Origin of the sequence: Pseudomonas sp. G.S.17, from assembly GCF_038096165.1 — a bacterium.
In the GTDB taxonomy this organism is placed as follows: Bacteria; Pseudomonadota; Gammaproteobacteria; order Pseudomonadales; family Pseudomonadaceae; genus Aquipseudomonas.
On sequence record NZ_CP151076.1, the window covers coordinates 5,098,844 to 5,117,724 of the forward strand.

Annotated in this window: 20 protein-coding genes; 6 read left to right on the plus strand and 14 right to left on the minus strand. The window is 59.2% G+C overall.

Features of this window, described 5'->3' with window-relative positions; genetic code table 11:
- Positions 1–61: 61 nt before the first annotated feature.
- From AABC73_RS23615 to colR, 5 genes are all read right to left on the minus strand, one after another.
- Positions 62–289 carry a hypothetical protein gene (locus AABC73_RS23615; protein ID WP_020292995.1) on the minus strand — a complete coding sequence of 76 codons (228 nt, stop codon included), beginning with the start codon at positions 287–289 and terminating at the stop codon, positions 62–64.
- Positions 289–1,005, minus strand: coding sequence for a lipopolysaccharide kinase InaA family protein (locus AABC73_RS23620; RefSeq protein WP_065832640.1), 717 nt, complete (start codon positions 1,003–1,005; stop codon positions 289–291). The genes AABC73_RS23615 and AABC73_RS23620 overlap by 1 nt, the downstream gene beginning before the upstream one ends.
- Before the next feature lie 4 nt (positions 1,006–1,009).
- Positions 1,010–1,690 (minus strand): class I SAM-dependent methyltransferase, encoded by a 681-nt coding sequence (locus AABC73_RS23625; RefSeq protein ID WP_331151535.1) that lies wholly within the window; start codon positions 1,688–1,690, stop codon positions 1,010–1,012.
- 217 nt (positions 1,691–1,907) lie between these two features.
- A complete protein-coding gene (locus AABC73_RS23630) occupies positions 1,908–3,191 on the minus strand; it encodes a HAMP domain-containing sensor histidine kinase (protein WP_341521202.1) in 1,284 nt (427 codons plus the stop codon).
- Positions 3,181–3,864, minus strand: coding sequence for a two-component system response regulator ColR (gene colR / locus AABC73_RS23635; RefSeq protein ID WP_020292991.1), 684 nt, complete (start codon positions 3,862–3,864; stop codon positions 3,181–3,183). The genes AABC73_RS23630 and colR overlap by 11 nt, the downstream gene beginning before the upstream one ends.
- 183 nt (positions 3,865–4,047) lie before the next feature.
- On the opposite strand from colR, the gene AABC73_RS23640 reads away from it, so the two are divergent.
- On the plus strand, positions 4,048–4,791 hold the full coding sequence (locus tag AABC73_RS23640; RefSeq protein WP_341521203.1) for a phosphatase PAP2 family protein: 744 nt from the start codon (positions 4,048–4,050) through the stop codon (positions 4,789–4,791).
- A 164-nt stretch (positions 4,792–4,955) separates the two neighbouring features.
- On the opposite strand, the gene groL is transcribed toward AABC73_RS23640, so the two are convergent.
- The 5 genes from groL to AABC73_RS23665 all read right to left on the minus strand — a co-directional run bounded on the left by groL (position 4,956) and on the right by AABC73_RS23665 (position 9,720).
- On the minus strand, positions 4,956–6,602 hold the full coding sequence (gene groL, locus AABC73_RS23645; RefSeq protein ID WP_065832644.1) for a chaperonin GroEL: 1,647 nt from the start codon (positions 6,600–6,602) through the stop codon (positions 4,956–4,958).
- Between the two features lie 49 nt (positions 6,603–6,651).
- The gene (locus AABC73_RS23650) at positions 6,652–6,945 is read right to left on the minus strand and encodes a co-chaperone GroES (protein ID WP_020292988.1); all 294 of its coding nucleotides are present in this window, start codon (positions 6,943–6,945) and stop codon (positions 6,652–6,654) included.
- Between the two features lie 261 nt (positions 6,946–7,206).
- Positions 7,207–7,689 (minus strand): FxsA family protein, encoded by a 483-nt coding sequence (locus tag AABC73_RS23655; RefSeq protein WP_341521204.1) that lies wholly within the window; start codon positions 7,687–7,689, stop codon positions 7,207–7,209.
- A gap of 66 nt (positions 7,690–7,755) precedes the next feature.
- The gene (locus tag AABC73_RS23660) at positions 7,756–8,487 is read right to left on the minus strand and encodes a HugZ family protein (protein ID WP_341521205.1); all 732 of its coding nucleotides are present in this window, start codon (positions 8,485–8,487) and stop codon (positions 7,756–7,758) included.
- A 225-nt stretch (positions 8,488–8,712) separates the two neighbouring features.
- The gene (locus AABC73_RS23665; RefSeq protein ID WP_341521206.1) at positions 8,713–9,720 is read right to left on the minus strand and encodes a DUF481 domain-containing protein; all 1,008 of its coding nucleotides are present in this window, start codon (positions 9,718–9,720) and stop codon (positions 8,713–8,715) included.
- Positions 9,721–9,877: 157 nt separating this feature from the next.
- Here AABC73_RS23665 and AABC73_RS23670 point away from each other — a divergent pair, with 157 nt between their 5' ends.
- Together AABC73_RS23670 and AABC73_RS23675 are read left to right on the plus strand one after the other, a co-directional pair.
- Positions 9,878–10,246 (plus strand): MGMT family protein, encoded by a 369-nt coding sequence (locus tag AABC73_RS23670; protein ID WP_341521207.1) that lies wholly within the window; start codon positions 9,878–9,880, stop codon positions 10,244–10,246.
- Positions 10,247–10,288: 42 nt separating this feature from the next.
- Entirely contained in the window at positions 10,289–11,848 is a 1,560-nt protein-coding gene (locus AABC73_RS23675) for an AmpG family muropeptide MFS transporter (RefSeq protein WP_341521208.1), read from the plus strand.
- A gap of 140 nt (positions 11,849–11,988) precedes the next feature.
- On the opposite strand, the gene AABC73_RS23680 is transcribed toward AABC73_RS23675, so the two are convergent.
- The gene (locus tag AABC73_RS23680; protein WP_341521209.1) at positions 11,989–12,834 is read right to left on the minus strand and encodes a mechanosensitive ion channel family protein; all 846 of its coding nucleotides are present in this window, start codon (positions 12,832–12,834) and stop codon (positions 11,989–11,991) included.
- Between the two features lie 86 nt (positions 12,835–12,920).
- Positions 12,921–13,406 (minus strand): YajQ family cyclic di-GMP-binding protein, encoded by a 486-nt coding sequence (locus AABC73_RS23685; protein ID WP_020292981.1) that lies wholly within the window; start codon positions 13,404–13,406, stop codon positions 12,921–12,923.
- A 154-nt stretch (positions 13,407–13,560) separates the two neighbouring features.
- Here AABC73_RS23685 and AABC73_RS23690 point away from each other — a divergent pair, with 154 nt between their 5' ends.
- The 3 genes from AABC73_RS23690 to AABC73_RS23700 all read left to right on the plus strand — a co-directional run bounded on the left by AABC73_RS23690 (position 13,561) and on the right by AABC73_RS23700 (position 17,174).
- The gene (locus AABC73_RS23690) at positions 13,561–14,481 is read left to right on the plus strand and encodes a putative 2-dehydropantoate 2-reductase (RefSeq protein WP_341521210.1); all 921 of its coding nucleotides are present in this window, start codon (positions 13,561–13,563) and stop codon (positions 14,479–14,481) included.
- A 67-nt stretch (positions 14,482–14,548) separates the two neighbouring features.
- Complete coding sequence (locus tag AABC73_RS23695; protein ID WP_341524318.1) at positions 14,549–16,585, plus strand: ATP-binding protein; 2,037 nt, start codon at positions 14,549–14,551, stop codon at positions 16,583–16,585.
- Between the two features lie 13 nt (positions 16,586–16,598).
- Positions 16,599–17,174: a cob(I)yrinic acid a,c-diamide adenosyltransferase gene (locus AABC73_RS23700; protein ID WP_341521211.1), complete on the plus strand. Its 576-nt coding sequence runs from the start codon at positions 16,599–16,601 to the stop codon at positions 17,172–17,174.
- 123 nt (positions 17,175–17,297) lie between these two features.
- Here the strand turns inward: AABC73_RS23700 and AABC73_RS23705 are convergent, their stop codons facing one another.
- Both AABC73_RS23705 and AABC73_RS23710 read right to left on the minus strand, forming a co-directional pair.
- Entirely contained in the window at positions 17,298–18,242 is a 945-nt protein-coding gene (locus AABC73_RS23705; protein WP_341521212.1) for a Nudix family hydrolase, read from the minus strand.
- Positions 18,239–18,871, minus strand: a complete 633-nt coding sequence (locus AABC73_RS23710) for a glutathione S-transferase family protein (protein WP_341521213.1) — start codon at positions 18,869–18,871, stop codon at positions 18,239–18,241. Before AABC73_RS23710 ends, AABC73_RS23705 begins: the two co-directional genes overlap by 4 nt.
- Positions 18,872–18,881: the final 10 nt, after the last annotated feature.

Sequence of the window (18,881 nt, forward strand, 5' to 3'; positions counted from 1 at the left end):
ACGCACACAACAAGGCCCCGAAAACGGGGCCTTCATCGGTCAGTTATCTTTGCGTTGAATCTTAACGTTGCGGCCCTGAACCCTGGGCCAGGCCAAACATCAACAGCAGTAAATCGTGGTCTGGTTTTACGGTCTGCTCGACCTTGGCGACTCTGGGCAAAGGACAATGTCCTTCACCATGTTGAGCGCTCAAAATCTTCGTACCCGGCTCTTCCCAGGCGGCGAGAGCAACAGAAGCAACAGCCAACGCACCCACTACAAAAAGACCTCGAGCCAGTTCTAGCTTCATCACCCTAAACCTTTGATAGCGCTGCCAAACGCTGCCTCGTAAAAGTAGACGAGTTTTTGCCAGTCCGCAGGGCTGAATGACGAATGGCGACGCAGTTGTTTCATGTCGTGCTGGGCCGCAGCGTATGGGGTCAGGCGACGGCGGCACTTCTCGAGGTCCAGCAGCGCGACTTCAGCTCGGGCCTCGGAACCCTCGCCGACGACCCGGACGAAGACGTGCTTGATGTAGATGCAGCTGTGCTGCCAACGGCCGCGGTGCATGCGTGCCAGATTGACTGCCAGTTCATGGAGCATTTGCTCGTGCAGCGCTTCACCGTAGCGCTCGCGACCACCGGCCGCGTACCAGTTCTCGATTTCTTCGAAACCGTCCAGCGCAGCGGTCACCAGCAGCGCACGCCACTCGTTGTTTTCGTCACGCTCGGCACCACAGAAAATCATTTTCGGTACGTTCACGTTGAGCTGACGCAGGCCTTCCAGCGCGTCACGCTCACGCAGCACGGTGGGACGCCCGAACGGGTGCAGCCAACTGCGGTAGATGTGGCCCGTCTGGCGCTTGATGTAGATAAGCCGACCATTTTCAGTCAGGACGCGCTGCACGCCGCTTTCGCCGCCACGGCGGATGTTGGGTTCTTCTACCCACTCACCGCGCTGGTTCCAGAAATAGGCAAAGCGCTCGCCTTGGCCAACCGTCGATTCTGCTACACCTTCCACGACCATCCTGTTACCTCTTGCGCAATAAATAGACACGCCACATGGCGTACATCGGCAGGAAATCCATCCGCTCCTGGATTCGGAAACCTGCCTGTTCGAATTCGGCTTCTACAGTTGCCACGGGTAACACAAAGCGGTTCTGGTAACCTTCCTGCCCGTTTTCGCGGCTGCGTTTCTGCTCGCTGCGCTTGCGTTTCCAGGCTTTGAAATTGCCATCGACCCACAGCGAGATGATCACGCTGTCGCGGGTAACACGTTGAAACTCACGCAATAGCGCCAATCGGTGGGCGGCGTCGCCCACGTGGTGCAGCAGTCGCATACAAAAAATACTGTCCACGGCGTTGTCGGGCAGATTGATAGCGAAAGCTGACGTCTGCAAGGGTTGTACCCGTTTCACCACTTCGGCGGGCTGGGCCTTGCAAGCGGTGCTGAGCATGTCCGCAGAATTGTCCGCGCCGATGATCACACGATTGGGTTTTTCCGCCAGTAATGGCCAGAAGCGACCGGCACCGCAAGGCAAATCAAGCACCAGTCCAGGATCACCGGCCAGCTTCAACGCTTTGCGTGCCAGTTGCTCGTCGCGCCTGTGAGACAACCGTCGAGACAGATTGTCCTGATGTTTCTGTAAATATTTTTCGGCATGCTGTTGATTGTATTTACGGGAAAACTCGAGCTCGATTCGCTTGCTCATAGTGGATCTCCTGCTTCTGATGGGGCCAACTTAGTCAGCCCAGCGTCATCGTCAGGTCATATTCATGTGAAAAAAGCGTTACTTGGCTTGGGCAAATGTTTCTAGATTTTACAATGACTTAGCGATAGCCCGTCGCCACTATCTGTAAAAACGACGGTTTTTGCAAAGATGGAACAGCAACTGTAAAGCTGCTGCAACACCTTGTTTCGGGGAGGGATTAGCGGGGTTTGAGCTTGACGCTGAAGCGACATCCATTAGGCTCCATTGGACTCAGGTTGACCGTCCAGCCCTGGTTTTCGCATATCCGCTGCACCAGTGACAGGCCCAGCCCGAGCCCTTCGCCGCGCTGCTCGTTGCCGCGCACGAACGGTTCGAACATTGCCTCGCGCTTTTCTTCCGGAATGCCCACCCCGCTGTCCTCCACCAGGAAGCCATCGGCCTGTAACGTCAGAGTAATGAAGCCGCTATCGGTGTAATGCAGCGCGTTGCGCAGCAGGTTGCCCATCACGGCATGCAGAAACGTGGCGTTGTACAAGGTATCCGACGACTGGTTGGCCGCTTCCGGATAAAAGTTCAGCGTCAGGCCCTTGCTCTCGATGGGGCCGCGCCACAGCGCGACCAGCTGTTCAGCGACGCTGCACAGGCCTACTTTCGGGGTCATGGTCGCGTCTTCACGCTGAGTGCGGGCCAGCATCAGGAAGGTTTGCACGAGGTCGCGCATTTCTTCGCAAGCGCGGGCAATACGCTCCACCTGAGCACGGGCGCGGGTATCCAGTGCAGGGTTCTCAAGCAGCAACTCACAGGAACTGGCCAACACCATCAATGGCGTGCGCAACTCGTGGCTCACATCGCTGGTGAACATACGCTCGCGGGTCAGGGCGCTGCGCAAGCGGCCCAGCGTGGCGTCGAAAGCCACGGCCAGCTCGCCCACTTCGTCTGCCGCGTAATCCGGCGCCAGCGGTGGTGCCAGCCCGAGGAGTTGATCGCGGTGCCGGACTTGTCTGGCAAGGCGCACCACCGGAGCCATGACCCGCCGAGCCAGGACCCAGCCGAGAAACACAGCCAACGCCAGCGCCAGCACGAACCCGACCAGCACCACGGCGAACAGGACGCGCTCACGCTCTTCGAAATCGCTTTGATCCTGCAGCAATACATAACGCCGACCGTCGACCACCTCGACCATCGCGTGGTAAGACAATGGCCCGCGAAACACCTCGTGAAATCCCGGCTCAAGGTGGCGCAGGTCCTTGGGCACGTCGAAGTCTCCCGGACCGCCACTGAAATAGAACAGCTGGTCGGGTTCGGGACGGTGGCTCCAGTCGCTGACGCTGTCCATCAGCAGCAGGCGATTAAGATCACCGCCCAGACCTGAGGAAATCAGTTTTTCTTCGACCAGGTGTACCGTGGCGACGATGCCCATGGCGAATGATCCCGCCACCAGTGCACTCATCAGAGCAAAGGCAATGATGATCCGCTGGGCAAGGCTTTGCTTAAACTCCATCTCGGCCCTCGGCCAAGCGGTATCCGACGCCGTGCACGGTTTGCAGCAGCGGTTTGGCAAACGGCTTGTCGATCACCTGACGCAATTGGTGAACGTGACTGCGCAGGCTGTCGCTGTCCGGGCAATCATCGCCCCACAGGGCCTCTTCGAGAATCTCGCGGCGCAACACGTGCGGGCTTTTCTGCATCAGTACCGCGAGCAGTTTCAGGCCCACCGGGTTGAGCTTGAGCAGCCGCCCTTCGCGGGTGACTTCCAGGGTATCCAGGTCGTAGATCAGATCGGCCACCTGCAAGGTCCGTCGACCGCCGCCTTGCGCCCGGCGCAATACCGCTTCGATACGCGCGGCGAGTTCGGACAAGGCAAACGGCTTGAGCAAGTAATCGTCGGCGCCGGAGCGGAAGCCTTGCAAACGGTCATCCAGTTGATCACGGGCCGTCAGCATGATGACCGGCGTGTCGCGGCGGGCGTCTTCGCGCAGGCGCTTGCACAAGGTATAGCCGTCGATGCCAGGCAACATAATATCGAGCACGATCAGGTCGTAATGTTCGGTTGCCGCCAGATGCAGTCCGGAAAGCCCATCCTGTGCACAATCGACGGTATAGCCCTTCATGCCCAAGTAGTCCGCGAGGTTGGCAAGGATGTCGCGGTTGTCTTCAACGAGCAGAATTCGCATGGTGCACCTCTCCGTATGCAATAAGGCTGGCGCAGCTTAAGGCCAAGTCAGCCATAGAACCAGTGTCGAATGGCTTAACGTTTTTTTCACCAGCAGTTCACGGGCTAACGACAGCCAAGAAACCAGACTAGTCGCACCTCGGCGTACCGCGCGAGGTTTCCCTTCTGCTGATCTGGATCCGACATGTCGAGAGCTTCCGTCCTGCCTTACTCGCGCCCGCTCAACTTATGGATAGTCCTGGGTATTCCTGCCATAACCGCCGTTGTTCTGATTTTGCTGGAACTGACGGACCTGGATATGAACATCGCCAAGCTCGTCTATGATCCGGCTGCGGGCGAGTTCATTGGCAGACATAGTTATTTCCTCGAAAACGTCATGCATGACTGGGCCAAGAATGCCGTGATCGCGGGCGGCGTTTTCTCGCTGGTCGCGTTCATCGCCTCGTTCAAGGTCAAGCGCTTGATGCCGTGGCGCCGGGAGCTGGGGTGTCTGGTGCTGTCCATGGCGCTGTCTACCAGCTTCGTCACGCCGGTAAAAGTGGTGACCTCGGTGCAATGCCCGTGGAGCCTGACCGAGTTTGGCGGCAAGGAAACCTACAGCGAACTGCTCAGCCCGCGTCCTGAGACCGACAAGCCGGGGCGTTGCTGGCCCGGCGGCCACGCGGCAACCGGCTTCACGCTGTTTGCACTGTTCTTCATGTTCCGCGACCGCCGCCCACGCCTGGCAAAAGCAGGGCTGATCTTTGCTCTTGGCCTTGGGATCGCATTTTCCGTCGGGCGCATGCTGCAAGGCGCACACTTCTTCTCGCATAACGTCTGGACAGCGGTGTTCTGCTGGCTGATCTGTCTGGGATCGTATTACGCGGTGTTGTACCGACCGGTGCCGAAACTGGCGCGGGAGGTTGGGGCGCAGCGGACAGCAAGCTAACCCTGTGTAGGAGCCAACTTGTTGGCGAGACATCGGTCCTGCGAAATGAGGGATATCGCTTCGCGAACAAGTTCGCTGCTATGTAGACCCTCTACCGCAGCCCATAAAAAAACCCCGCACCAGGCGGGGTTTTTTATGGATATTGCTTTGGGGGTGAAGCTGGCTTACATCATGCCGCCCATACCACCCATGCCGCCCATGTCCGGCATGCCGCCGCCAGACGACTTACCGTCGTCTGCCACTTCAGCGATCATCGCTTCGGTGGTGATCATCAGGCTGGCGATCGAGGACGCAGCCTGCAGAGCAGAGCGAGTCACTTTAGTTGGGTCAAGGATACCCATTTCGATCATGTCGCCGTACAGGCCAGTCGCAGCGTTGTAACCGAAGTCACCCGAACCCTGCTTGACCTTGTCGACAACAACGCTTGGCTCGTCGCCGGAGTTGGCAACGATCTGGCGCAGTGGAGCTTCTACAGCGCGACGCAGCAGAGCGATACCGACGTCCTGATCGGCGTTGTCGCCTTTCAGACCTTCGATTGCCTGCAGCGAGCGAACCAGAGCCACGCCACCGCCAGGTACCACGCCTTCTTCAACGGCTGCGCGAGTAGCGTGCAGGGCGTCTTCAACGCGGGCTTTCTTCTCTTTCATTTCAACTTCGGAACCAGCGCCGACTTTGATTACTGCAACGCCGCCGGACAGCTTGGCCAGACGCTCTTGCAGTTTTTCTTTGTCGTAGTCCGAAGTGGTGTCACCGATTTGCTGGCGGATCTGAGCGATACGCGAGTCGATGTCGGTTTTAACGCCGGCGCCGTCGATGATGGTGGTGTTTTCTTTGTTCAGCACGACGCGTTTGGCATTACCCAGATGTTCCAGGGTAGTGGTTTCCAGGCTCAGGCCGATTTCTTCGGAGATCACGGTGCCGCCGGTCAGGACAGCGATGTCCTGCAGCATGGCTTTGCGACGGTCGCCGAAGCCTGGGGCTTTGACGGCTGCAACTTTCACGATGCCGCGCATGTTGTTCACAACCAGAGTCGCCAGGGCTTCGCCTTCAACGTCTTCGGCAACGATCAACAGCGGACGGCCAGCTTTGGCCACTGCTTCCAGAACTGGCAGCATTTCGCGGATGTTGGAGATTTTCTTGTCGACCAGCAGGATCAGCGGGCCGTCAAGCTCGGCAACCATGGTGTCCGGCTTGTTGATGAAGTACGGGGACAGGTAGCCACGGTCGAACTGCATGCCTTCTACAACAGACAATTCGTTTTCCAGACCCGAACCTTCTTCAACGGTGATAACGCCGTCTTTGGTCACTTTTTCCATGGCTTCAGCAATGATGTCGCCGATGGAATTGTCGGAGTTGGCCGAGATAGTACCCACCTGAGCAATTGCCTTGGTGTCGGTGCATGGCTTGGACAGCAGTTTCAGCTGAGCAACGATGGCGATGGTCGCCTTGTCGATGCCGCGCTTGAGGTCCATCGGGTTCATGCCGGCAGCGACGGCTTTCAGGCCTTCGTTAACGATGGCTTGAGCCAGAACGGTTGCAGTCGTAGTACCGTCACCTGCGTCATCGTTGGCACGGGAAGCAACGTCTTTGACCAGCTGCGCGCCCATGTTTTCGAAACGGTCTTTCAGTTCGATTTCTTTAGCAACCGAAACGCCGTCCTTGGTGATCAGAGGAGCGCCGAAGCTCTTCTCGATGATGACGTTACGGCCCTTTGGACCCAGAGTTGCTTTTACTGCGTCAGCCAGGACGTTTACACCGGCGAGCATTTTTTTCCGGCCAGCGTCGCCGAATTTAACTTCTTTAGCAGCCATGATCGATATTCCTTAAATACTTAGTAGTAACGGAAGGTAGCGGGAGGACTCAGGCTTCGACGACCGCGAGAATTTCGTTCTCGCTCATCACCAGCAGGTCTTCGCCATCAACTTTCACAGTGTTGCTGCCGGAGTACGGGCCAAACACTACTTTGTCACCCACTTTCACGGCCAGCGCACGCACTTCACCGTTGTCCAGCACGCGGCCGGTACCCACAGCGAGGATCTCGCCACGGTTTGGCTTTTCAGCAGCCGAACCCGGCAGAACAATACCGCCAGCAGTTTTCGATTCTTCTTCGCTGCGACGGATTACGACGCGGTCATGCAGAGGACGAAGCTTCATTGTCGATCTCCTAATTATGGTTTTTAAACGGCCGGTGACGACACCAGCGGGCTAGTACATCCGGCGTTGCCGGTTACGGTTCGCGAGCGAACCGCAGAATACGGTCTGGCAATCGAGCCAGAAACCTTGCGGTGACCCATACATAAGGGCGGGCAAGGTGATTACAAGGCTTGGGGGATAATTTTTTTGCTTGAGTGCGACAGCTGCCAAAACCGATGTGGCACCCGCAGGTGCCACATTCATTGAGTCGCAGGCGACTTATTACTTGTCGCGATGCTCAAACTCGCCTTCGATCACGTCCGGCTCGCGAGTCGGCGGATGGATCGCACCGGGACGGCTCGGACCGTTGCTGGTCGGCATGTCTTCGCTGAACGCGCGTTGCCGAATGGCCTGTTCCTCGGCGCGTCGACGCAGCTTGTTGACCAGCACTCGACGAGTCACCGGCAACAGGCAGATCACGCCCAGGATGTCGCTGATGAAACCCGGCAACAGCAGCAGCCCGCCGCCGACCGCAATCATCAGGCCTTCCATCATTTGCTGCGCAGGCAGCTCACCGCGCGACAGGGCTTCACGCGCCCGCAGTGCAGTGGCGAACCCGGCCACGCGAATCACAAAAATGCCGAGCATGGACGTCGCCACGACCAGCAGGAACGTCGGCAAAAAGCCGATGGACATGGCTACCCGAACCAGAACAAACAGCTCGAGCACCGGAAATAGTAGAAAGAGCAGCAAAAAAACACGCATCAAATGACTTCCTCAACGCAAGAATGCCTTGCAGTAGACCTTAGGTGACGTCGCAAATACGTGAATTCAAGCGTCTTGCGCATCACGGACCGGCCATTTCTCCGCGTGAGCCAGCTGAACCAAGGCTTCGCGGACTTGTGTCGGCGTATTACAGGGCTCCGCAAAGGGCAACCAGTATAGGCCCTGACCGATACGCAGGTGCATTCCTTCACTGTCGACGCCGGCCATTTGCGCCGGTTCACTCTGGGGCAATTCCGTGAGTTGTACGTAGTGGGCGATGGCCTTGGCGTGATCTTCATTCATGTGTTCGACCATGCTGGTTTCCGCAGCGCCTGCGAAGGGATTCGCCAGCGCGACGTTATCGAGCCAGTGAATCGCGCCGAAGCCGCCGATGAAGCGATAGCGCACCGGAGTCAGCACCCAGAAATCGAAATCATGGGCGGTGTGATAGCTGCGCGATTCGGGGAAATAGCGGTAATAACGCTGGGCTGCCGCTTCCACCGCAGCCGGATCGCTGAGTTTCTCGGCTTCGGCCATGACCGTGACGCGCCCGGTTGCCTGAACATCCACCGCTTCGCGCTCGCCCACCAGCAATGAGCACTTCGGGTCCAGGCCCAGATTGTGAGTGTGTTGCGCGATGCGACTGATCAGGATCAGCGGCCGGCCCTGCCCGTCCAGGCAATAAGGCACGGAGGAGCCAAACGGGAAACCCGGCATGGACTTGGAATGGGTCGACAAAACCCCTCGGTATTCCTTGAGCAGCAGTTCTCGTGCTTGCTTGGCGGCCTTGATGCTCATTGTTTGACTCCCAGGAACAGTTCCGTCAGTAAATTCTGCGAGCAGAATAACAATGAGCTGCGCAATGGGCACGGGGAAAGGCGTTTTGCGGCGAGGGAGGGCTGTATGTCCCACGGCGAGACTAGGTTGACCTTGCCGACGCCTTCCCGGATAAATCCGGTCCCACGGGTTGATCGGATGCCATTATGGGAGCGAATTTATTCGCGAAAACGTCGACCGTATTGCTTACCAGGTCACACCAAACCCTGCTGTGTAACGGGTTTTATCAAGATCGCCATCGCTGGAGCCGCTGATCAGGTCTTTCTCGGCTTTGAGGTTCAACGACGCCCAGTCGGTGACTTTGTAGCGCAAGCCGACTTCGGCTTCCAGGCTGTAATCCGCCACGCCGCTGATTGGCTTGCCCAGTTCGCCGTTGGTGAAGAACTCGACTTTTTTGCCGATCAGGAAGCGGTTGTAGTCCCAGGTGCCGGCCACGGAATAGAAGTTGTCCTTCTCGCCGTTGGAGTATTCAAAGTCAGTACGGTTGACCAGTGCGCCCAGTTTGAAAGCACCCAGCTCATCGTCCCAGAACTGATAGCCAGGACCGGTACCGACCGTGCGCTGACGGGAGAGGTCTTCGATCTTGTCGCGCTTGTAGTTGACGCGACCGTCCCAGAACCATTTTTCGGTCAGGAAACGGTCGATGGAGTATTCGGCGCTCCAGTTGTCAGTGGTAGTCCGCTCGTCGGTGCTTTCGCGGTTGTACTCGCCTTTGGCGTTATGCCGCCATTGACCGTGACGCGCGGAAGTCTTGAAGGCCACGTTGTAGTCGTCGGTGTCGTTCTCGGCCCGCTGGAAATCCAGGGCGGCGTCGATGTTGCCCTTCCACACCAGATCGGTAACGATCGGCTTGGGCTTCATGATCTGCTGGATGCTGGCCAACTCGACGGTCTTCGGCGCTTCGCCATTGAGCAGCGTGACCTTGCCGTCATCGGACGCTTGCAGCGACTTGGCGATTTCACCCTGATACTGATCCTGCTTGACCAGCAGCTTCTGATCGCTCTCGAGGGTCTTTACCTGTTTCCAGTCGAGCGGGATCGCACCGGCGTAGGTGGTTTCGATCAGCAGCTTGCCGCCGTCGAAAACCTTGATGGTCCCGGTCAGCTTGTCACCGTTCTTCAACCAGACGGTATCAGCGAGCAAGGGCGTGGAAATGCAGGCAACAGCGAGGCACAACAGGGTTCTGTTCAACATAAGCAACGACTAGGCTCAGTAAGCGGAAAATCGGGCATCATCCGTAGATGACGTCAAGGCAATCGAAGACCGCCGCGGGCATAGCAATCACAGACCATCGGATTATTCCGTAGTTCCGCAGTGCGGTGTATACACCCAATTAAACAGGAATAAAGCCGTGACTGAGCGACCGGCGGCAAATGACGACCCTTCCGGGCTTTCCGGGCCAGAGGCCCGACGAACGGCGCTCTACATCACCCTGAATCAGGTGCCGGAGGGGAAAGTCGTCAGCTACGGGCAACTGGCCGACCTGGCCGGACTTGGCCGCGCCGCACGCTGGGTCGGGCGCACGCTGAGCCAGTTGCCTGACGGCAGTTCGCTGCCCTGGCATCGCGTGATTGCCGCCGGCGGGCGCATCAGCCTGCCGGTTGGCAGTGTTTCGGGCGACGAACAGCGTGCCCGTCTGCGCGCCGAAGGCATTACCGTTCAGAACAATCGGGTAGATATGCGGCGTCATGGCTGGCGCCCGATAGAGCACAGCGGTTAGAGTGCGCCCTTTGTTTTCGTAACCTGAGGCAGATTCCAGCCCATGCCCCGTAAAACCTGGCGCGCCGCGCTCGCCGCATATGCCAGCCCCTCGACATTAGTACTGCTGTTGCTCGGTTTCGCTGCGGGCATGCCTTACATGCTGGTCTTTTCTACCTTATCGGTCTGGTTGCGTGAAGCGGGCGTCGCTCGCGAAACCATCGGTTATGCAAGCCTCATCGGCCTGGCCTATGCCTTTAAGTGGGTATGGTCGCCGCTGCTCGATCAATGGCGCCTGCCGCTATTGGGCAAGCTGGGCCGCCGCCGTTCCTGGCTGGTGCTGTCGCAAACGCTGGTGATACTCGGCCTGATTGGCATGGGCTTCTGCGATCCGCAACAGCATTTGTCCTGGCTGATCGCGATTGCCGTGGTCGTGGCCTTCTCTTCAGCGACTCAGGACATCGCCATCGATGCCTATCGCCTGGAGATCGCCGACGACACCCAACAAGCCGCACTGGCCGCCAGCTACATGTCCGGCTATCGGGTCGCGGCGCTGCTCGCCACGGCGGGTGCGCTGTATTTCGCAGAAGGTTTCGGCTCCACCGGTTTTGCTTACAAGCACTCGGCCTGGACCGGCACTTACGTGCTGTTTGGGCTGTTGATGCTGCCGGCGCTGATCACCACGCTGGTAATGCGCGAACCGCCCGTGCCGCTGCGCACCCAGTTGTCGGCCGCTCGTTACGGTTTCGCTCACCAACTGGCGTCGGTGTTCGTGCTGATCATTCTGCTGGTTTCTGTGCCGGCGATGTTCACCCAGCTCTACAACACCGATTTCGCCAGCGTGCTGTTCAACGGCACCAGCTGGATGGACCTGCTGCTGGAAGACCGGGCGTTCCTGCGCTCCATTCTCTACATCATCCTGACCACCGCCTGCCTGTCGTCCTTCGGCCGCAAGGGGCTGGCGCCGGTGCTGACGCCGATCAACGATTTCATCCTGCGCTATCGCTGGCAGGCGTTCCTGCTGCTGGGCCTGATCGCCACGTACCGCATGTCCGACACGGTGATGGGCGTAATGGCCAACGTGTTCTACATCGACCAGGGCTTTACCAAGGATCAGATCGCCAGCGTCAGCAAGATCTTCGGCTTGATCATGACCCTGCTCGGCGCGGGTTTTGGCGGGCTATTGATTGTGCGATTCGGGATCCTGCCGATCCTGTTCATCGGCGGCATGACGTCAGCGGCGACCAACCTGCTGTTCCTGATGCTCGCCGACATGGGCCCGAACCTGCAGATGCTGATCCTGACCATCTCGCTGGATAACTTCAGCTCTGGCCTCGCGACTTCGGCGTTCGTGGCTTACCTGTCGAGCCTGACCAACCTCAAGTTCTCGGCGACGCAATACGCGCTGCTCAGCTCGATCATGCTGCTGTTGCCGCGTTTGATTGGCGGTTATTCAGGAGTGATGGTGGAGAAGTTCGGCTATCACAACTTCTTCCTGATCACGGCGTTGCTGGGCGTGCCGACACTGCTGATGATTATCTTGCAATGGAGCAAAGAGGTGCGTCAGGCCAAGGCGGCGGAAGCGCTTGAAGGGCCGGAAAAGCCTGCGAGTGATCAACTTTGAATTCCTGCCAATAACAATCTGACTTGGAATCCGTTTCGCTGGAGCGAGGCTTGCCCGCGAATCGGTATTCCAGTCGACATATCCATCGCATGAAATGACGCTTTCGCGGGCAAGCCTCGCTCCCACGGCTCGCGGGGTTTTTACGCTTGCGGCGCGTTCTCCTGCACCACACGAATCACCCGCTGCGGGAACGGAATGTCGATGTTGGCGGCACGCAAGCGGTCGCGTGCTTCAGCATTGAAGCGGTTCGACACGTCGCCGAAATCACCGGTCTTGGTCCAGACCCGCAGCGATATAGTGATCGAACTGTCACCCAGCGCAGCCACCACGGCCTGCGGGGCCGGGTCCTGCAGTACGCGAGGATCGTCAGCCATTTCCAGCAACACTTGCATGGCCTGCTTCAGATCCGCCTCGTAATCGACACCCACCTCAAAAGTCACCTTGCGGGTTGGCTGACGGTTGGTGTTGGTGATGATGCCGTTGGACAGATTGCCGTTGGGCAGGATCACGGTCTTGTTGTCGCCGGTACGCAGCACCGTATGGAAAATCTGGATGGTGTCGACCGTGCCGGACACGCCTTGCGCTTCAATCCAGTCGCCGATGCGAAACGGACGAAACAGCAAAATCAGCACGCCGCCTGCGAAGTTCGCCAGACTGCCCTGCAAGGCCAGACCGATTGCCAGACCCGCAGCACCGATGGCAGCCACGAACGAGGTGGTTTCTACGCCAATCATTGAAGCAACGCTGACGACCAGCAGGATCTTCAGAATGATGTTCGCCAGGCTGCTGACGAAGCCCTGCAACGCCAGATCAGCATGGCGCAAAGCCAACAATGCCCCCACTTTTGCAGCCAGCCGACTGATCAGCCACCAGCCAATGGCCAGCGTAACCAGGGCCAGCAGTACGCGGCTGCCGTACTCCATGATCATCGGAATCCACGCCTGGGACGCTTTGACCAAGTGGCCGACTTCGGTATTCAAATCCATCAATTGCTCCTTACTTGTCGCGAAAAAAACTCAGGCGTCGGACGCCCGAAAACCCTGTAGGCTCCCGGAAACCCGAAGCCACAAGATCAATCGCGGAAGTTATTGAATTGCAGCGGCATGCCGAACTCGTGAGCGCGCAGCACGGCCATGGCTTCTTGCAGGTCATCGCGTTTCTTGCCGGTGACACGCACTTGTTCGCCTTGAATGGCGGCTTGAACCTTGAGTTTGGCGTCCTTGATATGCGCGACGATCTTCTTCGCCAGCTCTTTGTCGATGCCTTCCTTGAGGACGGCGTCCTGCTTCATCAACTTACCGGACGCAAATGCGTCTTTGACTTCAAGGCACTTGACATCGATCTTGCGCTTGACCAGGCATAGCTTGAGGATTTCGATCATCGCTTCAAGCTGGAACTCCGCCTCGGCGGTCAGATTGACCGTCAGGTCCTTTTCCTTGAATTCGAATTCGCCTTTACCTTTCAAGTCGTAGCGACGGTCCAGCTCTTTGATGGCGTTGTCGACGGCATTAGTGACTTCGTGTTTATCCAGTTCGGACACTACGTCGAACGAGGGCATGTAATTTCTCCAGAAATAGGTGTTATCTAAATATTGACGTTATGAAAGCAGGATCATTATAACGAGACTTTCCCCGCGTTCACTGCGAGCCTTCCATGTCGACTGTCGTTTTTCCCAGGTTACTCCGCTTCATTTGCTTTTCAGTGATCCGCTGATGGCGGTTACCTGGCATGTTCTGGGCGCGGGCAGCCTCGGCAGTCTGTGGGCGGCGCGCCTGGCGCGAGCCGGATTGCCGGTAAAACTGGTCCTGCGCAACGCCGAGCGGCTGGCGGCGTATGAGGCCAACGGTGCCGTCATCGCGCTGGTCGAGCATGGCATCGAGCAGCGCGTGCCGGTCAGTGCGCAGATTGCCGAAAGCCTTGAACCGATCGAGCGTCTGCTGGTGGCCTGCAAGGCTTATGACGCCGAGCAGGCAGTCGCGAATCTGTTGCCCCGGCTGAGTCCGAACGCCGAGTTGATCCTGCTGCAAAACGGCATGGGCAGCCAGGATGCCGTGGCCGCCAAGGCGCCCCACGCTCGTTGTGTCTTCGCCTCCAGCACCGAAGGCGCCTTTCGCGAACAAGACTGGCGGGTGGTCTTCGCTGGCCACGGCTTCACCTGGCTGGGCGATCCGCGCAACGCAGCGCCGCCGTCATGGTTGCCGGACCTGCACGACAGCGGCATTCCCCATGAGTGGACCCCGGATATCCTCACCCGCCTTTGGCGCAAGCTGGCACTCAATTGCGCAATCAACCCGCTGACCGTGCTGCACGATTGCCGCAACGGCGGGCTGCAGCAACATCCTTGTGAGGTCGCGACGCTGTGCAGCGAACTCGACGAGTTGCTCGCCTGCTGCGGCCAGCCAGCGGCGGCGCTGGACCTGCACAGCGAAGTCGAGCGCGTGATCCGAGCCACGGCGGCCAATTATTCGTCGATGCATCAGGACGTGACGCAAGGCCGACGTACCGAGATCAGCTATCTGCTGGGTTACGCGTGCGCCGCTGCGACACGCCATCGCTGCGCAGTGCCGCATTTGAGCCAGTTACAGGAGCGCCTGGTTCAGCATCTGGCGGCACGAGGTTTGCGCACCGACTAGGCCAGGGTTTGCAATGGCCAAGCGCCGCGCTACCCTGCCCTTTCCTCATCAGCCTGTGACTCGCCTCATGCCATTGCGCCAGCGCCTGGAAAATCTACCGGTAGGTCAAAAGATCCTCGCAGCCTTGCTGGTTCTGCTGACCACCGTATTGTTGGTCGCCAACCTGACGTTCATCAGCGCGGCCTATTACATCTCCCAGGAAGCCATGGCGCCACAGGCGCTGCAAACCATCGGTCGGCTGATCAGCAACCCGAATCTGGCGCAACAGGCGCTCAGCTCACCGGACAACGCCCAAGCCTTGCTCCGGGAACTGAAAAATTATGGCCCGCTGCGTGCTGCGGCGCTGTACGACAACAATGGCGAGCGCCTGGGTCAATTGCAGCAGGGCGACCAGCTCAAGCTGCCTGAACGCTTCGATCACGTTGAAAACTGGCGGATAACGGAGTTTCGCAGCACCCAGGTGATTCCCGTACCCAAGACCGGTCAGGCGCCCGGCCATTTGTTGCTGGTGGCCAGCAGCGAACTGCCAGCGGCGTTTTATACCGGCACGCTCACCGCCAGCCTTGGCATCCTGGCGTTCAGCATCCTGCTCTGGCTGGTCATCGCGCGGCAGATCCGCCGGCTGATCACCGAACCCATTTACCAGCTCGAAGAATTGTCACGCCAGGTTACCCGCCAGGAAAACTACGCACTGCGCGCCGAGCCCGGCAACAAAGACGAAATCGGCAGCCTGGCCGAAGCGTTCAACACCATGCTGTCGCGTATCGAGGCTCGCGAGCAGCAGCTCAAACGCGCCCGCGACGACTCACAGGAAGCCTACGATCAGGCGCAAGGGCTGGCCGAAGAAACCCGTCATACCAACCGCAAGCTGGAACTCGAGGTCCAGGTGCGCAGCAAGATCGAGAAGAAGCTCACCGGTTTTCAGAATTACCTCAACAGCATTATCGACTCGATGCCGTCGGCGCTGATTGCGCTGGATGAGCAGCTGTACGTCACGCAGTGGAATCAAGAGGCCAGCGCCTTGTCCGGCACGCCACTGGACGAAGCGCTGAATCAGCCGATCTTCCTCGCCTTCCCGCCCATGAAAGCGTTTCTGCCGCAGCTCAAGTTGACCGTCGAGCGTCACAGTGTCACCAAGATCGAGCGCGTGACCTGGATCAAGGACGAAGAACGGCGCCACTACGCCCTGACGTTTTACCCGCTGACCGGCGGTGCCGGTCGTGGGGTGGTGATCCGCATCGATGACATCACCCAGCGCCTGTCGCTGGAGGAAATGATGGTGCAGTCCGAGAAGATGCTGTCCGTGGGCGGCCTGGCAGCGGGCATGGCCCACGAGATCAACAATCCGCTGGGCGCGATCCTGCATAACGTGCAGAACATTCGTCGCAGGCTTTCTCCGGACTTGCCGAAAAACCTCGAACAGGCCGAAGCCGAGGGCATCGAGCTGGACAAGGTCAATCGTTACCTCGACAGCCGGGAAGTGCCGCAACTGCTCGACGGTATCCAGCAGGCCGGCGCCCGTGCGGCGAAGATCGTCAGCCACATGCTCAGTTTCAGCCGCCTCAGCAACCGACAGATGACGCCATGCGATTTACCGGCGTTGATCGATCAAGCGCTGGAAATCGCCAGCAACGACTTTGATCTGACCATCGGCTTCGACTTCAAGGGCCAGGCGATCATTCGCCAATTCGATCCCTACCTGGGGCCGGTGCCAGCCATCCCGAACGAACTGGAACAAGTCCTGCTCAATCTGCTGAAGAACGCCGCACAGGCGATTCATCAGCGCCCGGACGATGCCGAACCGGGGCGGATAATCCTGCGCACGAAACTCAATCCACCGTGGGCGGAAATCCAGGTGGAAGACAACGGCGTCGGCATGTCCGAGAACGTGCGCAAGCGCACTTTCGAACCATTCTTCACCACCAAGGAGATCGGTCAGGGCACCGGGCTCGGACTGTCGGTGTCGTATTTCATCATCACCAACAATCACAAAGGCCAGATGGAGGTGCATTCCTCGGTCGGCAACGGCACGTGTTTTACCCTGCGGCTGCCCTTGCAGGGCAGTCAGGTCAGCGTGCCGGAAGCGGTGATTTCGCCGCTATAAAGGAGTAACAAGCATGGGCTTTCGTTTATCGAAGATTTACACACGCACCGGCGACGCAGGCGAAACCGGCTTGGGCGACGGCCGCCGTGTGCCGAAGGATCATCCACGGATCGAGGCCATCGGCGAGGTCGACACGCTCAACAGCCAGTTGGGCTTGCTGCTGGCCTGGCTGATCGAAGAAGCGCGGGTAAAGCCGGACTTGAATGAAGTGATCGAAGTGCTGACACCTTGCCAGCACCGACTGTTCGACCTCGGCGGCGAATTGGCCATGCCGGCTTATCAGGCGCTGAATCAGGCAGAGATCGACAAGCTGGAGGCGGCCATTGATCTCTGGAACGAAGAACTTGGCCCGCTGGAAAACTTTATCCTGCCCGGCGGCTCGGCGCTCATCGCTCAGGCCCACGTCTGCCGCAGCGTGGCGCGCAGTGCCGAACGCCGCTGTCAGCATCTCAATGCCGTGGAACCATTGGCGGGGGTTGGGCTGGCGTATATCAACCGACTGTCGGACCTGCTGTTCGTCGCGGCACGAATGATCGCCAAACGTCAGGGGATTGCGGAGATATTGTGGGAAGCGGCGAAGAAGCCTTGATCTAACCTGCGTGGGAACCTGTAGGACCGGCTTCAGCCGGGAGTGCGGCATGTCCGACGCTGGCAATGCACAGGCCCTTGCGCCCCGCTCCCGGCTAAAGCCGGTCCTACGGTAAACCGCAGATCATTCCTCCGGCCAGAACGCTCTGATCCCCGCCACCCCTTGCGCGCCGCTTTCCCACGCACGTTGCCGCTCATCGGGACCGACGCCGCCCAGCAGGTAAACCGGCTTGCTGAAACCGGCAATCAACTGACTGGCCTGTTCCCAGCCCAGCGGCACGGCATCCGGGTGCGTCTGCGTTGCTTGAACCGGCGACAGGGTGACGAAGTCGACGTCCATCTGCTCGGCCAGGCTCAATTCCTCGGCGTTATGGCAGGAAGCCGCCAGCCAGCGCTCTTTGGGGAACGGACGACCGCGACTGGCCAGTTTGCGCAGTTGCGCCGACGTCAGGTGCCAGCCGGCGGAGGGAAAGTCGCCCAGCCACTCCAGCGGCCCTTTGAGCATCAGTTGCGCCTTGCCGGCACACAAACCCACGGCGTCTACGGCGAGATCGCGATACTGCGGGTCGTAACCGTTGGGTGCGCGCAGTTGAACCAGCTGGATGCCGCCAGCAATAGCCTTGCGCAGGCCGCGCAGCAGCTCCGGTGTTTCCAGCTCGCCCGGCGTGATCAAGTATTCACCCGGCAGGCGCGCGGCGGCGACGATAGGTTGATTGGCCGCAGGAAATTCATACTGGGCCAATTCGCGATTCGACACCCAGGCCAATGGCTGACCTTCGACACCCTGCGGCTCGCCGCGGAACGCGGAAACCTCCCAGACATCCAGCAACACCTGCTTGTCCGGGTAGTCGTGCTGGATCTTGATCAGCGGACGTGCCTGCGTGACGACAATGCCCAGCTCTTCCTGCAGCTCGCGAGCCAGCGCAGTTTCCACCGTTTCATCGGGCTCGACCTTGCCGCCAGGAAACTCCCACAAACCGCCCTGATGCTGAGTGTCCGCACGGCGCGCGATGAGGATCTTGCCGTCGGCGCCACGAATGACCGCCGCAGCCACATGTACACGTTTCACGGTTCAACTTCCTCCAGAGCGGCCTGCTGCCAGCGCTGGAAAACCGGCCACTGGTAGATCGTCTCGATGTAGGCCTGAGCTTGCGCTGGCAATTGCACCTGATAGGTACGCATGCGGATCACCACGGGCGCGAAGAACGCGTCGGCCGCGCTGGCCTTGCCGAACAGGAACGGTCCGCTTTCGACCGCCGCCGCACGGCACTCGGCCCACAGCGCACACATGCGCTCGATATCGGCCTGGGTATCAACCGGAATGACCTCCAGCGCCTCATCGCGGCGCAGATCCATCGGCATGGTCGAGCGCAGCGCCGGGAAACCGCTGTGCATTTGCGCACAGGCCGAACGCGCCTGCGCACGCGCGGCGGTGTCAGCGGGCCACAGCCCGGCAGCAGGAAATTGTTCAGCGAGGTATTCGATGATCGCCAGGGAATCGACGATAGAACCGTGTTCGGTTTTCAGGATTGGCACTTTGCCGGTGGGCGAATGCTCAAGGATGAGTTGCCGGGTATTCGGCTGATCGAGCCGAATGACCTGTTCAGTGTAAGGCGCGCCGGTCATGTACAGCGCCAATGCCGGCCGCAGCGACCAGGAGGAGATGCGTTTGTCGCCGATGATCAGGTGCAAAGTCATGTTCGGAGTT

Bases quoted from the DNA above. Each gene is read 5' to 3' on its own strand.
- AABC73_RS23615 (WP_020292995.1), bottom strand. From the start codon at position 289: ATGAAGCTAGAACTGGCTCGAGGTCTTTTTGTAGTGGGTGCGTTGGCT.
- AABC73_RS23620 (WP_065832640.1), bottom strand. From the start codon at position 1,005: ATGGTCGTGGAAGGTGTAGCAGAATCGACGGTTGGCCAAGGCGAGCGC.
- AABC73_RS23625 (WP_331151535.1), bottom strand. From the start codon at position 1,690: ATGAGCAAGCGAATCGAGCTCGAGTTTTCCCGTAAATACAATCAACAG.
- AABC73_RS23630 (WP_341521202.1), bottom strand. From the start codon at position 3,191: ATGGAGTTTAAGCAAAGCCTTGCCCAGCGGATCATCATTGCCTTTGCT.
- colR (WP_020292991.1), bottom strand. From the start codon at position 3,864: ATGCGAATTCTGCTCGTTGAAGACAACCGCGACATCCTTGCCAACCTC.
- AABC73_RS23640 (WP_341521203.1), top strand. From the start codon at position 4,048: ATGTCGAGAGCTTCCGTCCTGCCTTACTCGCGCCCGCTCAACTTATGG.
- groL (WP_065832644.1), bottom strand. From the start codon at position 6,602: ATGGCTGCTAAAGAAGTTAAATTCGGCGACGCTGGCCGGAAAAAAATG.
- AABC73_RS23650 (WP_020292988.1), bottom strand. From the start codon at position 6,945: ATGAAGCTTCGTCCTCTGCATGACCGCGTCGTAATCCGTCGCAGCGAA.
- AABC73_RS23655 (WP_341521204.1), bottom strand. From the start codon at position 7,689: ATGCGTGTTTTTTTGCTGCTCTTTCTACTATTTCCGGTGCTCGAGCTG.
- AABC73_RS23660 (WP_341521205.1), bottom strand. From the start codon at position 8,487: ATGAGCATCAAGGCCGCCAAGCAAGCACGAGAACTGCTGCTCAAGGAA.
- AABC73_RS23665 (WP_341521206.1), bottom strand. From the start codon at position 9,720: ATGTTGAACAGAACCCTGTTGTGCCTCGCTGTTGCCTGCATTTCCACG.
- AABC73_RS23675 (WP_341521208.1), top strand. From the start codon at position 10,289: ATGCCCCGTAAAACCTGGCGCGCCGCGCTCGCCGCATATGCCAGCCCC.
- AABC73_RS23680 (WP_341521209.1), bottom strand. From the start codon at position 12,834: ATGGATTTGAATACCGAAGTCGGCCACTTGGTCAAAGCGTCCCAGGCG.
- AABC73_RS23685 (WP_020292981.1), bottom strand. From the start codon at position 13,406: ATGCCCTCGTTCGACGTAGTGTCCGAACTGGATAAACACGAAGTCACT.
- AABC73_RS23690 (WP_341521210.1), top strand. From the start codon at position 13,561: ATGGCGGTTACCTGGCATGTTCTGGGCGCGGGCAGCCTCGGCAGTCTG.
- AABC73_RS23695 (WP_341524318.1), top strand. From the start codon at position 14,549: ATGCCATTGCGCCAGCGCCTGGAAAATCTACCGGTAGGTCAAAAGATC.
- AABC73_RS23700 (WP_341521211.1), top strand. From the start codon at position 16,599: ATGGGCTTTCGTTTATCGAAGATTTACACACGCACCGGCGACGCAGGC.
- AABC73_RS23710 (WP_341521213.1), bottom strand. From the start codon at position 18,871: ATGACTTTGCACCTGATCATCGGCGACAAACGCATCTCCTCCTGGTCG.